This is a genomic window from Jeotgalibacillus terrae (assembly GCF_016908195.1).
Lineage (GTDB): Bacteria > Bacillota > Bacilli > Bacillales > Jeotgalibacillaceae > Jeotgalibacillus > Jeotgalibacillus terrae.
Genome location: NZ_JAFBDK010000004.1, coordinates 232,625 through 247,358 on the forward strand (window position 1 = coordinate 232,625; position 14,734 = coordinate 247,358).

The 14,734-nt window shown below is 42.7% G+C and carries 13 protein-coding genes; all 13 read left to right on the forward strand.

Going from position 1 to position 14,734, the window contains the following annotated elements; genetic code table 11:
• Positions 1–2: 2 nt before the first annotated feature.
• The 13 genes from ylqF (at position 3) to codY (ending at position 14,609) form a co-directional block, all read left to right on the forward strand.
• On the forward strand, positions 3–860 hold the full coding sequence (ylqF, locus tag JOD21_RS05605) for a ribosome biogenesis GTPase YlqF (RefSeq protein ID WP_204728667.1): 858 nt from the start codon (positions 3–5) through the stop codon (positions 858–860).
• A 72-nt stretch (positions 861–932) separates the two neighbouring features.
• Positions 933–1,691, forward strand: coding sequence for a ribonuclease HII (locus JOD21_RS05610; protein WP_204728668.1), 759 nt, complete (start codon positions 933–935; stop codon positions 1,689–1,691).
• Between the two features lie 14 nt (positions 1,692–1,705).
• Entirely contained in the window at positions 1,706–3,484 is a 1,779-nt protein-coding gene (locus JOD21_RS05615; protein WP_204728669.1) for a hypothetical protein, read from the forward strand.
• The gene (locus JOD21_RS05620; RefSeq protein ID WP_204728670.1) at positions 3,481–3,750 is read left to right on the forward strand and encodes an EscU/YscU/HrcU family type III secretion system export apparatus switch protein; all 270 of its coding nucleotides are present in this window, start codon (positions 3,481–3,483) and stop codon (positions 3,748–3,750) included. The genes JOD21_RS05615 and JOD21_RS05620 overlap by 4 nt, the downstream gene beginning before the upstream one ends.
• 120 nt (positions 3,751–3,870) lie before the next feature.
• Positions 3,871–5,031: an ADP-forming succinate--CoA ligase subunit beta gene (gene sucC, locus JOD21_RS05625; RefSeq protein WP_204728671.1), complete on the forward strand. Its 1,161-nt coding sequence runs from the start codon at positions 3,871–3,873 to the stop codon at positions 5,029–5,031.
• 18 nt (positions 5,032–5,049) lie between these two features.
• A complete protein-coding gene (gene sucD, locus JOD21_RS05630; protein WP_204728672.1) occupies positions 5,050–5,952 on the forward strand; it encodes a succinate--CoA ligase subunit alpha in 903 nt (300 codons plus the stop codon).
• Between the two features lie 276 nt (positions 5,953–6,228).
• A complete protein-coding gene (gene dprA / locus JOD21_RS05635; protein WP_204728673.1) occupies positions 6,229–6,879 on the forward strand; it encodes a DNA-processing protein DprA in 651 nt (216 codons plus the stop codon).
• 342 nt (positions 6,880–7,221) lie between these two features.
• Positions 7,222–9,300: a type I DNA topoisomerase gene (gene topA / locus JOD21_RS05640; RefSeq protein WP_204728674.1), complete on the forward strand. Its 2,079-nt coding sequence runs from the start codon at positions 7,222–7,224 to the stop codon at positions 9,298–9,300.
• Between the two features lie 63 nt (positions 9,301–9,363).
• Positions 9,364–10,668: an FADH(2)-oxidizing methylenetetrahydrofolate--tRNA-(uracil(54)-C(5))-methyltransferase TrmFO gene (trmFO, locus tag JOD21_RS05645; protein ID WP_204728675.1), complete on the forward strand. Its 1,305-nt coding sequence runs from the start codon at positions 9,364–9,366 to the stop codon at positions 10,666–10,668.
• Positions 10,669–10,728: 60 nt separating this feature from the next.
• Positions 10,729–11,625 carry a tyrosine recombinase XerC gene (xerC, locus tag JOD21_RS05650; protein WP_204728676.1) on the forward strand — a complete coding sequence of 299 codons (897 nt, stop codon included), beginning with the start codon at positions 10,729–10,731 and terminating at the stop codon, positions 11,623–11,625.
• A gap of 18 nt (positions 11,626–11,643) precedes the next feature.
• Positions 11,644–12,186, forward strand: coding sequence for an ATP-dependent protease subunit HslV (hslV, locus tag JOD21_RS05655; RefSeq protein ID WP_204728677.1), 543 nt, complete (start codon positions 11,644–11,646; stop codon positions 12,184–12,186).
• A 13-nt stretch (positions 12,187–12,199) separates the two neighbouring features.
• A complete protein-coding gene (gene hslU / locus JOD21_RS05660) occupies positions 12,200–13,612 on the forward strand; it encodes an HslU--HslV peptidase ATPase subunit (RefSeq protein WP_204728678.1) in 1,413 nt (470 codons plus the stop codon).
• Positions 13,613–13,829: 217 nt separating this feature from the next.
• Positions 13,830–14,609: a GTP-sensing pleiotropic transcriptional regulator CodY gene (gene codY, locus JOD21_RS05665; protein WP_204728679.1), complete on the forward strand. Its 780-nt coding sequence runs from the start codon at positions 13,830–13,832 to the stop codon at positions 14,607–14,609.
• Positions 14,610–14,734 lie beyond the last annotated feature (125 nt).

Below are 14,734 nucleotides of genomic sequence, written 5' to 3' on the forward strand. Positions count from 1 at the left end.
GTATGAGTATACAATGGTTTCCCGGCCATATGGCTAAAGCGAGAAGGCAGGTAACAGAAAAACTGAAGCTCGTTGATATTGTATTTGAGTTAGTAGATGCGCGTATACCGCTGTCTTCAAGAAACCCTATGATTGAAGAAATTATCGGTCAGAAACCGAGACTGATTTTAATAAATAAAGCTGATATGGCTGACCCGGCAAAAACGAAGGAATGGATTGCTTATTTCGAAGAAAAAGGAATAAAAGCAGTGGCGATCAATTCTGATAAGGGTACAGGTCTGCAGCAGATTCAAAAAGAGACAATGAAGATTCTGAGTGAAAAGTGGGAACGGATGAAATCACGCGGGATCAGACCCAGGGCTGTAAGAGCGATGATTGTCGGGATTCCGAATGTCGGTAAATCCACGCTGATCAACCGTCTGGTGAAGAAAAATATCGCACAGACAGGGAACCGCCCTGGTGTTACAAAAGCCCAGCAGTGGATTAAAGCAGGAAAAGAGATGGAACTGCTTGATACACCAGGTATTCTGTGGCCGAAATTTGAAGATCCGGAAGTAGGTTACAGATTGGCGCTCACAGGTGCAATTAAAGATAATATTTTGAACCTGCAGGACATTGCACTGTATGCGCTGCGTTTTCTTGAGACCTACTATCCGGATCGCCTGAAAGAGCGTTATGGTATGGAAGAAATTCCTCAGGATGCAGCTGAACTGTTTGATCATATTGGTAAAAGACGTGGATGTCTGATGGCCGGCGGTCAGATTGATTATGATAAAACAGCCGATATCATCGTCAGAGACGTCAGGAACGTTCAGTTCGGACCGATTACATTCGATCTTGAACTTCTTGAACAGGACTGATAAATGGGCTTCCGCACTTGTGGAAGCCTTTAATTTTTATAAAAATGACCGATATAGAAAACAGGTGACAACATGCGATCAATTAAACAAATTAGAGATTTATTAAGTGAAATGCCTGACTCAAAGCTGATCAGTGAACTTCAGACAGATGAGCGTAAAGGAGTTAAGCAGCTCTTAAAAACTTACAACGCTAAACTTGAAAAAAAGCGTAAAGATGAAGAACAATACCGGAGTATGCAAGTGTACGAACAGGATGCAGTCTCTAAAGGATACCGTTATATTGCAGGGACTGATGAAGCTGGCAGAGGTCCTCTTGCCGGACCTGTCGTAGCTGCAGCGGTTATTTTACCGGATCAATTCTTCCTGGCAGGATTGAATGATTCTAAAAAGCTCAGTGCGGCAAAAAGAGAAGCTTTTTTTGATATTATTATGGGCTCTGCAGATGTAGGTGTAGGGATCATCAGTGCAGAAGAAATTGACCGCATCAACATATTGAATGCATCAAAAAAAGCAATGCTTAAAGCGATCAGTCGGCTTGATCAGCAGCCGGACTATGTGTTAGCGGACGCTGTGACACTAGATATGCAGATCTCTCAGGAGTCTATTATTAAAGGTGATGCAAAAAGTGTAAGTATTGCAGCAGCATCAGTAATAGCTAAAGTGACAAGAGACAGATTGATGCAGGAAGCTGCGCGCAAATATCCCGGATACGGGTTTGATAAAAATGCGGGGTATGGAACAAAAGAGCATGTAGACGCGATCAGCCGTTCCGGTATTACAAGTGAGCACAGGCGTTCGTTTGAGCCGGTCAAGTCAATGATCCGTCAATAAGCGGAGGTGAGAATATGTCTTCATATATTTCAGGTCAGCAGCGGCCAGGTGTTTTAACTCAGCCTCAGGACCGCCAGCAGCAGTTGAAAGCGGGACAGATTATACACGGGAAAATGATAAAAGCACTTGGTAATCAGCAAATGGAGGTCCAGGTCGGAGGAAGGCTCTTAACAGCAGTTGTATCAGGAGCATTTGCTGAAGGGGAGGCGAAATGGTTTCAGGTAGAAAGTGCAGGTAACCCGCTCGTATTAAAACCAGTCAAAACAGACGGAACCGGAAAAGCAGACCTCCAGCAGCTTCTGCAGTCGATCGGTCTCAGCGGTAACAAAGAAATGAAGGCACTGCTCTCATCATTAATCAGCCGTCAGGTGCCGGTCTCAGCGGACAAGCTGGCTCAAGCAGCAGCACTGCTCGCGGGAACACCTGATAAAACAGAAGGCCTTTCTGTTTTAAAATTAATGCTCACAAGAGACCTCCCGTTAAAAGAAAGTGTGTTTATGCCTCTGTTATCTGCTAACAAAGGAATTGCAGAACCATTAAGCGGTCTGCTTAATCAGGTGAAAAGTGATTTGTCTGTCCAGGCAAGTCCAAAAACCAGCCAGATCATGAACTCAATTGAAGAGCCATTAACAAAAGTCATGCACGACCATACTGTTCAGCGGATGTTTGAAAAAATGACCTCAGGACAGCCGGCCACAGCAAATCAGGCGCTGGCCGGACTTAAAGAAATGCAGGTCCTGCCCGGAAAGGCAACGTTAAATAACTGGATAGTTCCCGCAGAACCTGCACAGATGGTAAAAGGACTTGAGAGTATCATTAAAGTTCTACAGACACTTCCTGCCACTCAAGTGAATCAAAATGAACTGCAGCAGCTACAGCAGACATTAAAAAACACGCAGCAGAGTCCGGTGCAGAATGCCCAGCCTCAAAATGCTCAGGCGCAGGTATCTCAGCAAAGTGCCCAGGCTCAAACTGCTCAGACGCAGATGACGCAGCAACAGCTCGCAGAAGCCATCATAAAAGGGCAATCGCTCATTCTGCAGGTGAAGCCGCAATCAACGCTTCAAAGTCTTCAGCTGCTCAGCCTGCCACCTTCAAACGCTGAACAGCCGCTGTCTTTTCTCAGTACTTCAAAAGAAGTGCAAAGTCAGCTCGGAACGCAAACAGGATCTAATGCCATTCAGATGGTTTTAAAAGAGGTTATGCAGCGCCTGGGGGCTGATTACGAAGCCAGACTATCAAATCCGTCTTTACAGCCTGAATCAGCTGCACAGACGCTGAAGGCGCAGCTGGTGTCTATACTGAATATGCCTGGACTGACTGCTCAGACAAAGGATTCAGCCGAACAGGTGTTGAACCGTCTGAATGGCATGCAGCTTATGTCAGCTGAAAATGGTCCGCAGCAGCAGTTAATGATGCAATTTCCGATTCAGCTTGGAGAGACGAGATCAGACGTCACGATGAAAATGAATGGCAGGAGAAAAAGTGATGGCACGCTCGATCCGGATCATGTCAGAGTCCTTTTTTATATTACACTGTCAGAATTAAAAGAAAGTGTCATTGATATGAACGTCCAAAATAGGGTTGTGTCACTGGATATTTATAATGAGAGTGAAAACCTCAACCGTGTAGCCGAACCGTTTATACCTGCTTTAAAAACTGCACTTGAAGCAACAGGCTATGCATTTTCATCAGTGAAATTCCACAGTACAAAAGAAGTTGACCCGCCGATCATCAACCCGGCAGAAGACGCGCTTTCTTCTGCTTATCATAAAGTGGATGTGAAGATATGAAAGAACACAAAAGGCTTGAAGCTGTTGCATTAACATATAAATCTGAGACCAGCGATGCACCAGTTGTTTCAGCAAAAGGTAAAGGCAAAATCGCTCAGTCCATCATTGATAAAGCCAAAGAACACCAGGTACCGATCCAGCAGGATGAATCTCTTGTAGAACTGCTTAGTCAGCTTGAATTGAATGAAACCATTCCAGATGAATTGTATCAGGCAGTGGCGGAAGTTTTTGCTTTTATCTACAGAGTGGATCAGAGTAAGAAATAAGATTATTCAGACAATGATCAAATTTTCACAATATCGCCTCAAATAGTAGACATCATCACTTTCATTCTATACAATGAAAGCGCAGTCTATTTTCAAAAGAGTTTGATAGGAGGATGGAACATGAATATCCATGAGTATCAGGGGAAAGAACTCCTTAGAAAATATGGAGTAAGCGTACCCCGTGGTTATGTGGCTTTCACGCCAAAAGAAGCTGTTGAAGCAGCAAAAGAACTCGGATCAGCAGTTACAGTAGTAAAAGCTCAGATCCATGCGGGTGGCCGTGGTAAAGCGGGCGGAGTAAAAATCGCAAAAAGTCTTGATGAAGTCCGTACATATGCAAAAGAACTTCTTGGTAAAACACTGGTGACACACCAGACAGGTCCAGAGGGTAAGGAAATTAAGCGCTTACTTATCGAAGAGGGCTGTGATATTAAAAAAGAATACTACGTAGGTCTTGTACTTGACCGTGCAACATCACGTATTACGCTTATGGCCTCTGAAGAAGGCGGAACTGAAATTGAAGAGGTTGCAGAAGCAACACCTGAAAAAATCTTCCGTGAAACGATTGATCCGGTTGTCGGTCTTACAGCATTCCAGGCACGCCGAATCGCATTTAATATCAATATCCCTAAAGAGCTTGTAAATAAAGCTGTACGCTTTATGCTTGGTCTTTATAAAATGTTTGTGGAAAAAGATTGCTCAATTGCAGAAATCAATCCGCTTGTTACAACTGGAGACGGAAGTGTAATGGCACTTGATGCAAAGCTTAACTTTGATGCGAACGCTCTATACCGTCAAAAAGACGTAATGGAGTTCCGTGACCTTGATGAAGAGGATTCAAAAGAAATCGAAGCATCTAAATATGACCTGAGCTATATTTCACTTGATGGAAACATCGGCTGTATGGTTAATGGTGCCGGCCTTGCGATGGCAACAATGGATATTATCAAGCATTACGGCGGAGACCCGGCCAACTTCCTTGACGTTGGGGGCGGCGCAACTGCTGAAAAAGTAACGGAAGCGTTCAAGATTATTCTGTCTGATGAAAATGTAAAAGGCATTTTCGTTAACATTTTCGGTGGAATCATGAAATGTGACATTATTGCTGAAGGCGTTGTAGAAGCAGCTAAACAGGTTGGTCTGAAAGTACCACTTGTGGTCCGTCTTGAAGGTACGAACGTAGAACTTGGTAAGAAAATTCTAAATGAGTCAGATCTTGATATCGTAGCAGCCGGAACAATGGCTGACGGTGCACAAAAGATCGTGGAACTTGTAGGCTGAGAAAGGCAGGGAGCATAAATGAGTGTTTTTATTGATAAGAATACAAAAGTATTAGTTCAGGGAATCACAGGCTCTACAGCCTTATTCCATACAAAGCAGATGCTTGAGTACGGTACACAGATCGTCGCTGGTGTGACACCTGGTAAAGGCGGTTCTGAAGTTGAAGGTGTTCCTGTATTCAACACAGTGGAAGAAGCTGTAAAAGCAACAGGCGCTAACGTTTCAGTAATTTATGTACCGGCTCCATTTGCTGCTGACGCAATCTTAGAGTGTGTAGACGCAGAGCTGGATATGGCAATTTGTATTACTGAACATATTCCTGTAGTGGATATGGTGAAGGTAAAACGTTATATGGAAGGCAGAAAAACACGTCTTGTCGGCCCTAACTGCCCGGGTGTCATCACGCCTGACGAGTGTAAAATCGGTATTATGCCTGGATACATTCATACTAAAGGTCATGTCGGCGTTGTATCCCGTTCAGGTACACTTACGTATGAAGCAGTACACCAGCTTTCACAAGAAGGAATCGGTCAATCTACAGCAGTAGGAATCGGTGGAGACCCGGTTAACGGAACGAACTTTATTGATACGCTTGAAGCTTTCAATAACGATCCTGAAACTGAAGCTGTCATTATGATCGGTGAAATCGGCGGAACTGCTGAAGAGGAAGCTGCAGAGTGGGTAAAAGCGAATATGACGAAGCCGGTTGTCGGCTTTATCGGCGGCGCTACTGCACCTCCAGGAAAGCGTATGGGTCATGCCGGCGCAATCATCTCAGGTGGTAAAGGTACTGCTGAAGAAAAGATCCGCGTAATGAACGAATGCGGAATTGCTGTAGCAGAAACGCCATCTGTAATGGGTGAAACACTAATCAAAGTGCTTAAAGAAAAAGGTCTTTACGACAAATGTAAAACGCATTAATAATTCAAGAGCTGTCTGAATCCAGGCAGCTCTTTTCTTCATATAAAATAGACAAGGAATGATGATATGACTGACTGCTTTCGTGAAAAACTGCTTTATTTGCATTATATGAACGTTTTAACAAACAAACAGCTTCTGACATGGCTAAGGGTTGATCCCGGCCTCGAACGACCTCTAAGTACCCCTCCAGCCCATATAAAGCTTACATCTGCCCAGTCTTTGAGGTTCCAAAAAAATTTATATGTAGCCTCCTATCAAGAAATTTCCGCACATCTTATGCAATCTAATACTTCCTTCATTACAATATTTGACTCCATTTATCCGGATCATTTAAGAGAAATCTATGACCCGCCCGTCATTTTATACAGTAAAGGTAATGCTGAATATCTCAGTAATCAGAAAATGCTCGCTGTAGTCGGGTCCAGAAAAGCAGATCAGTACACTGAAACCATGTTGAACATCATTTTGCCGGATCTTTTAGCAGAAGGGATATGTATTGTCAGTGGTCTTGCGAAAGGAGCTGACAGTATCGCACACCGTCTGGCATTGAACGGTCAGACAATCGGTGTAACAGGCAGCGGTTTTCAACATATTTATCCGCGATCCAATCATGATTTATATCAACAAATGGCAGCCAGGCAGCTTCTTCTTTCTGAATATCCTCCATATATTAAACCTCAAAAATTTCATTTTCCAATGAGAAACAGAATAATTGCCGGCTTATCAAAAGGACTGCTAGTGACGCAGGCCGCAATGAAAAGCGGTACGATGATTACCGTAGACAGAGCACTTGAAGAAGGAAGAGATATATTTTCTGTACCCGGATCAGCTTTAGACCCCTTATGTGAAGGAACAAACAGTCTGATTTCACAGGGGGCAAAGTTAACCGTAAGCGCAAAAGATATATTAAACGAATGGGCTTTTTAGTAAGGATAAAATTATTTAAAAAAGCTCTCTTCCCTTTAAAGGAATGGATATTTTTCAAATAAAAAAGTTGCAATTTAAAAAAATATGGTTTACATTGTGTCTCAGACCGTAAAATGCACATAAGAAGAGATTTTTTTATCTTAATCAGGTGTAAACGCTAACAAAGCCGATACATTCATAATGGGATAAATTCACTGTATAAATAGAACTCAACGATTTTAAATGTGAAGAAACGGTTGATGAACCAGGTTTAATGTATCGGAAAAATGATTGACAAATGGAAAATGTTACACATATAGTTACGCATAAGAAGGTTAAGTATACCTCTGGGGAGGATTAAGAATGGCAGATTTTTTAGTAATTGTTGAATCACCCGCCAAAGCGAAGACGATTGAGCGGTATCTTGGAAAAAAGTATAAAGTAAAGGCATCTATGGGACATGTCAGAGATCTCCCGAAAAGCCAAATGGGCGTAGATGTAGAAAAAGAGTTTGAACCGAAATATATTACAATCCGCGGAAAAGGTCCTGTATTAAAGGAACTGAAAACTGCTGCTAAAAAAGCGAAACGTGTTTTTCTAGCGGCTGACCCCGACAGAGAAGGGGAAGCCATTGCATGGCATCTCGCACACAGCCTTGACCTTGATCTTGATTCTGAATGCCGCGTTGTTTTTAATGAAATTACAAAAGACGCGATAAAGGAATCGTTCAAGCATCCGCGAAAGATTGATATGGATCGCGTTGATGCACAGCAGGCCAGACGAATTCTTGACCGTCTTGTCGGATATAATATCAGCCCGATTTTATGGAAAAAAGTTAAAAAAGGTCTCAGCGCAGGGCGTGTGCAATCGGTCGCAGTCCGGCTGATCATTGACCGTGAAAATGAAATCAAAAATTTCCAGCCTGAAGAATACTGGACAATCGATGGACAGTTCAAAAAAGGAACGAAAGATTTCACGGCATCATTTTACGGAATCAATGGAAAGAAGAAAAAGCTCGAAAATGAAGACGATGTAAAAGAAGTTTTGAATCAGATGAAGGGGAAGCAGTTTGAAGTTCAGTCTGTAACGAAGAAAGAACGTAAACGAAACCCTGCACCATCATTTATTACTTCTTCACTTCAGCAGGAAGCAGCGAGAAAACTGAATTTCAGAGCAAGAAAAACAATGATGCTCGCCCAACAGTTGTATGAAGGGATCGATCTCGGCAAAAAAGAAGGTACTGTCGGTCTGATTACTTATATGAGAACTGACTCAACCCGGGTTTCAGATGTAGCAAAAACTGAAGCTGCAGGTGTGATAGAAGAGCAGTATGGAAAAGAGTTTTTAACGACAGAAAAACCTAAACAACAAAAGAAAAGCAATGCACAGGATGCCCACGAAGCGATCCGGCCAACAAGTGCAATGAGAACACCTCTGTCAGTTAAGCAGTATTTGAGCAGAGACCAGTACCGCCTATACAAGCTGATCTGGGAAAGATTCATTGCCAGCAGAATGGCGCCTGCTGTGATGGATACAATGAGCGTAGACCTGATGAATGGTGACGTTCAGTTCAGAGCAAGCGGTTCAAAAGTGAAATTCGCAGGCTTTATGAAAGTATACATTGAAGGTAGCGATGATCAGTCAGACGATAAAGAAAATTACCTTCCTGATCTGAAAGAAGGCGAGAAGGTGTCGTCAGAAGATATCGAATCGAAGCAGCATTTTACACAGCCGCCGCCGAGATATACTGAAGCCCGACTTGTTAAAACACTTGAAGAACTCGGTATCGGAAGACCATCAACTTATGCACCTACACTTGATACGATTCAAAAAAGAGGGTATGTGTCTCTGGATAATAAGAGGTTTGTGCCCACTGAGCTTGGGGAAATTGTACTCGAGTTAATCGTTGAGTTCTTCCCCGAAATCATTGACGTTGAATTCACAGCGAAAATGGAGAAAGAGCTTGATGATGTTGAAGAAGGTCAGATACAATGGGTTAAGATCATCGATGAATTCTATAAAGACTTTGAAGTGCATCTTGATATAGCTGAAAAAGAGATGGAAAAAGTCGAAATCAAAGATGAGTATGCCGGTGAAGACTGTGAAGAGTGCGGCAATGCGATGGTGATTAAAATGGGCCGCTATGGCAGGTTCATGGCATGCAGTAACTTTCCGGATTGCCGAAACACAAAGCCGATTGTTAAAGAAATCGGTGTGAAATGTCCAACCTGTAAAGAAGGAAATGTAATCGAACGGAAAAGTAAAAAGAACAGAATTTTTTACGGTTGTGACCGTTACCCTGAATGTGAATACCTGTCATGGGATAAGCCAGTTGACAGACAGTGTCCGAAGTGTGACACCACATTAATTGAGAAAAAGCTTAAAAAGGGCAATCAGATTCAATGCCCGAACTGTGATTATAAAGAAGAGCAGCAGGTATAATCAGGTCCTGGCGGTTTCTCCGCCGGGCCCTTTTCCTGTGAATGATTAATGGGAGGAATAAAAATGACACAAAGTGTAAATGTAATTGGAGCAGGTCTTGCAGGAAGTGAGGCTGCATGGCAAATTGCCGAAAGAGGCATTCATGTAAACCTGTATGAAATGCGCCCTGTCAGACAGACACCGGCACACCATACAGATAAATTTGCTGAACTTGTATGCAGTAATTCCCTGCGTGCGAACAGCCTGACAAATGCAGTAGGCGTTTTAAAAGAAGAAATGCGCACACTTGATTCAGTCATTATTTCTGCAGCAGATGCAAGTTCTGTTCCTGCAGGTGGCGCACTTGCAGTAGACCGCCATGAATTTGCAGGCTATGTGACGGAGAAAGTGAAAAATCACCCGAATGTAACTGTCTACTCAGAAGAGATCACAGAGATCCCTGAAGGCCCGACAATTATTGCGACAGGACCGCTGACAACTGAAGGTCTGGCAGATAGCATTAAGAAAATGACTGGAGAAGAGTATTTGTATTTTTACGATGCTGCAGCACCTATTCTTGAAAAAGACAGCATAGATATGGATAAAGTATATTTGAAATCCCGTTATGATAAAGGCGAAGCAGCTTACCTGAACTGTCCGATGACTGAAGATGAGTTCAACCGCTTTTATGACGCATTGATTGAAGCAGAGGTTGTACCGCTTAAAGAGTTTGAAAAGGAAATTTATTTTGAAGGCTGTATGCCGGTAGAAGTCATGGCAGCACGCGGCAGAAAAACGCTTCTTTTTGGACCGATGAAACCGGTTGGTCTTGATGATCCTAAAACCGGAAAGCGTCCTTATGCAGTTGTCCAGTTAAGACAGGATGATGCAGCGGGCACGCTTTACAATATTGTCGGATTCCAGACACACTTGAAATGGGGGCCTCAAAAAGAAGTGGTTCGAATGATTCCGGGGCTTGAAAACGCAGAGATCGTCCGATATGGTGTAATGCACAGAAACACATTTATTAACTCCCCAAGTGTACTGAAATCAACTTATCAGCTGAAAGCAAGAGAAGATCTTTTCTTCGCCGGGCAGATGACTGGCGTTGAAGGATATGTTGAATCAGCTGCGAGTGGCCTGGTTGCCGGGATCAATGCTGCACGACTCGTTAAAGGGGAAGATCCACTTTTATTCCCTGCTGAAACAGCGATGGGAAGTATGGCACGCTATATCACACAGGCTGATACAAAGAATTTCCAGCCTATGAATGCTAACTTCGGTCTATTCCCTGATCTTGGTGAAAGAATCAAAAACAAGAAAGAACGTGCGGAGAAACACGCTGAACGCGCAATCGAAACAATTCAGAACTTTGTGAAAAAAATGTAATATTAATTGCAAAAGCCTCTAAATCATGATAAGATTTAGAGGCTTTTGTGAGGTGAAAAAATGATTCAATATTCTGATGAAGCAAAACAATCTTTTATTCAATATCTGCAGACGGAAAAGAACTACTCTTCTTTAACTGTAGAACACTATATTCATGATCTGGATCATTTTTTTGAATTTTTGAACCGGGAAGGTGTCGGGCACATTAATGAAACGGACGACTTGCTTGCCAGGGGGTATCTGGTCAGCCTGCATGAACAATCCTATTCACGTGCATCGGTATCTAGAAAGATCTCAAGCCTGAAAACGTTTTTTGGCTATTTAAATAGAGAGAACCCGGAATTTGTTAATCCTATGACTTATGTTATTCATCCAAAAAAGGAAGGCAGGCTGCCTCATTTTTTTTATGAGAATGAAATGGAGCAGCTTTTTTTAGCGTGCAGCGGGGATGATCCGCTTTCTAAAAGAAATAAAGCATTGCTGGAATTACTATACGCAACCGGGATCCGCGTAGCTGAATGTACAGGCATTCAGCTGAAAGATCTTGATCTTACAATTGGTACCGCATTGATTAAAGGTAAAGGAAGTAAAGAGAGATATGTTCCATTTGGGCATTTTGCTGAAAAGGCACTGAGAGATTATATCGAACATGCCCGGGGTACGCTGATGAAAGAAGAGCACAGTTATCTTTTTGTTAATCACAGGGGCACCCCCCTTACTGCAAGGGGGGTGCGGCATATTCTGACAAAGCTTGTTGAACAGACAGCGCTCACGCATTCTATTCATCCGCATATGCTCAGACATACTTTTGCAACGCATATGCTTAACAGCGGGGCGGACCTCAGAACAGTCCAGGAGCTTCTTGGACATGCCCACCTTTCTTCTACTCAGTTGTACACGCATGTGACAAAAGAACATTTGAAGAAAACATATCAATCATTTCATCCGAGAGCATAATAAGAAAAGAGGGTGCTTATGGAACAATTTCATGCGACAACGATATTTGCAATCAGGCATAAAGATGGTGCTGCAATGGCAGGGGACGGCCAGGTAACACTTGGTAATTCCGTTGTCATGAAAAATACAGCACGCAAAGTAAGAAAAATTTTTAACGGACAGGTTATTGCGGGTTTTGCAGGATCTGTTGCAGATGCATTCACGCTTTTTGAAATGTTTGAAGGGAAGCTTCAGGAGTATAACGGCAACCTTCAAAGAGCAGCAGTAGAAGTAGCAAAGCAGTGGAGAAGTGATAAGGTGCTGAGACGGCTTGAAGCATTACTGATCGTTATGAATAAAGATGGTCTTCTGCTGATCTCCGGAACAGGTGAAGTTATTGAACCTGACGATGATATTTTAGCGATCGGCTCAGGCGGCAACTACGCCTTATCAGCCGGAAGAGCGCTGAAAAAACATGCAGGTGAGCATATGGGCGCAAAAGAAATAGCTGAAGCTTCATTAAATACAGCAGCTGATATTTGCGTATTTACAAATCACAACATTATCGTTGAAGAGCTGTAAGGAGGCGGTCAGAATGAGACAGTCAGCAGAGTTAACACCGAAACAGATTGTTGAAAAGCTTGATCAGTATATCGTAGGCCAGCGAGAAGCTAAAAGAGCGGTTGCAGTTGCGCTGAGAAACCGTTACAGAAGAAATCTGCTGGAAGAATCAATGAGAGATGAGATCATTCCTAAGAATATCCTGATGATGGGCCCGACTGGCGTTGGTAAAACTGAAATTGCCAGAAGAATTGCCAAGCTTGTCGGCGCGCCTTTTATTAAAGTGGAAGCCACAAAATTCACTGAAGTAGGATACGTTGGCAGAGATGTTGAATCAATGGTACGTGATCTGATGGAAACGTCAGTCAGAATCGTTAAAGAAGAAAAGATGCAGTCTGTGCAAACTAAAGCTGAAGAAAATGCGAATAAAAGACTTGTTAAACTGATCGTACCTTCAGCTAAAAAATCTCAGAACTTTAAAAATCCGTTTGAAATGATGTTTGGCGGTAATGATCAGAATCAGGAACAGCAAAGCGAAACTTCTGAAGATGAATTATCACTCCGCGAAAAGCGTCAGGAGATTGCCCGGAAGTTAAAAGACGGTGAGCTTGAAGACCGTATAGTCACAGTGGAAGTGGACGAAAGTCAGTCAGCTTCTATGTATGACATGCTTCAGGGATCAGGTATGGAACAGATGGGCATGAATTTTCAGGATGCGCTTAGTAATCTGATGCCGAAGAAGAAAAAGAAGCGTAAATTATCAGTGAAAGATGCAAGAAAAGTGCTGACTCATGATGAAGCACAAAAGCTGATTGATATGGACGAAGTATCTCAGGAAGCACTTTACCGTGCTGAACAGACAGGTATGATTTTTATTGATGAAATTGATAAAATTGCTTCGAAGTCTTCTGGTTCGGGATCACAGGATGTATCAAGAGAAGGTGTACAGAGAGATATCCTTCCAATTGTAGAAGGCTCAACGGTGAACACAAAATACGGTCCGGTTAAAACGGACCACGTATTGTTTGTCGCAGCAGGCGCATTTCATACAGCCAAGCCGTCAGATTTAATTCCTGAACTGCAGGGGCGTTTCCCGATCCGCGTGGAACTCCAGAAACTTGCAGTTGAAGACTTTGTCCGGATCTTAACTGAACCGGACCATGCATTATTAAAGCAGTATACAGCACTGATGGCGACTGAAGGGATCGAAGTAGATTTCACAGAAGACGCTGTCAGAAGGCTTGCAGAGATCGCTTATCAGGTTAATCAGGAAACTGACAATATCGGAGCGAGAAGACTGCACACAATTATGGAAAAACTGCTCGAGGATTTATCCTTTGAAGCATCTGATATTGCACTCGGTACAATCTCGATTACACCTGCTTATGTAGATGAGAAATTAGCAAAAATTGCAGGCAGCAGAGATTTAAGCGAGTTTATTTTGTAGACTATGATAACGTCAAATGTTGTTTTATCACAGCTGGCGATTGCAGCGGAAGGGAGAAGGACTCCGGCAGGCTCACCGCACGCCCTGCGGAAAGCGTTCCCCCAGAAGCAGAATCAGGCAGCCAACTTTAACACAACTATTTAGAAAAAGTTTTACGTTTTTTGAATAAGGGAAAGATGATACTAAAAATAGAGAAACAGCAGGAGGAATTCAGGATATGAATTTACTAGGAAAAACAAGAGAAATTAACTCAATGCTACAACAATCAGCCGGTAAGCCGGTAAACTTCAAAGAAATGGCAGAAACACTGAGCAGCGTGATCGAAGCCAACGTATTTATCCTCAGCAGAAAAGGTAAGCTATTAGGCTTTGCGGTTAACCAGCAGATTGAAAATGAACGTATGAAGCAAATGCTAGAAGACCGTCAGTTCCCTGAACAGTACACGAAAAACCTGTTCAACATTACTGAAACATCACCAAACCTTGATATTGAAAGTGAGTATACAGCATTTCCTGTTGAAAACAAGGACCTTTTCGCAAAAGGTCTGACAACGATTGTACCGATCATCGGTGGAGGTGACCGTCTTGGTACACTAATCCTTGCACGTGTTGAGCAGAACTTTGAAGATGATGATCTGATTCTTGGAGAATATGGTGCGACAGTAGTAGGGATGGAAATCCTTCGTGAAAAAGCAGATGAGATTGAAGAAGAAGCGAGAAGCAAAGCGGTTGTTCAAATGGCGATCAGTTCACTTTCTTACAGTGAGCTTGAAGCAATTGAACACATCTTTGAAGAACTTGATGGAAAAGAAGGCCTGCTTGTAGCTTCTAAGATCGCTGACCGTGTTGGAATTACGCGCTCGGTTATTGTAAATGCACTGCGTAAACTTGAAAGTGCGGGTGTCATCGAATCACGTTCACTTGGAATGAAGGGAACGTATATTAAAGTGCTGAATGATAAATTCTTAGTTGAACTTGAGAACCTTAAAAGAAACTAAAGTATAATAAAAAGAACCGGTCACAGTGTGTGAACTGCGCCCTGTCAAGTAGACAGTAAAAAAGAAAAAAGGTTAGAACTACGCTACGGCCTGGTATCGATACTCTATCGGTGCCAGGTTGTTTA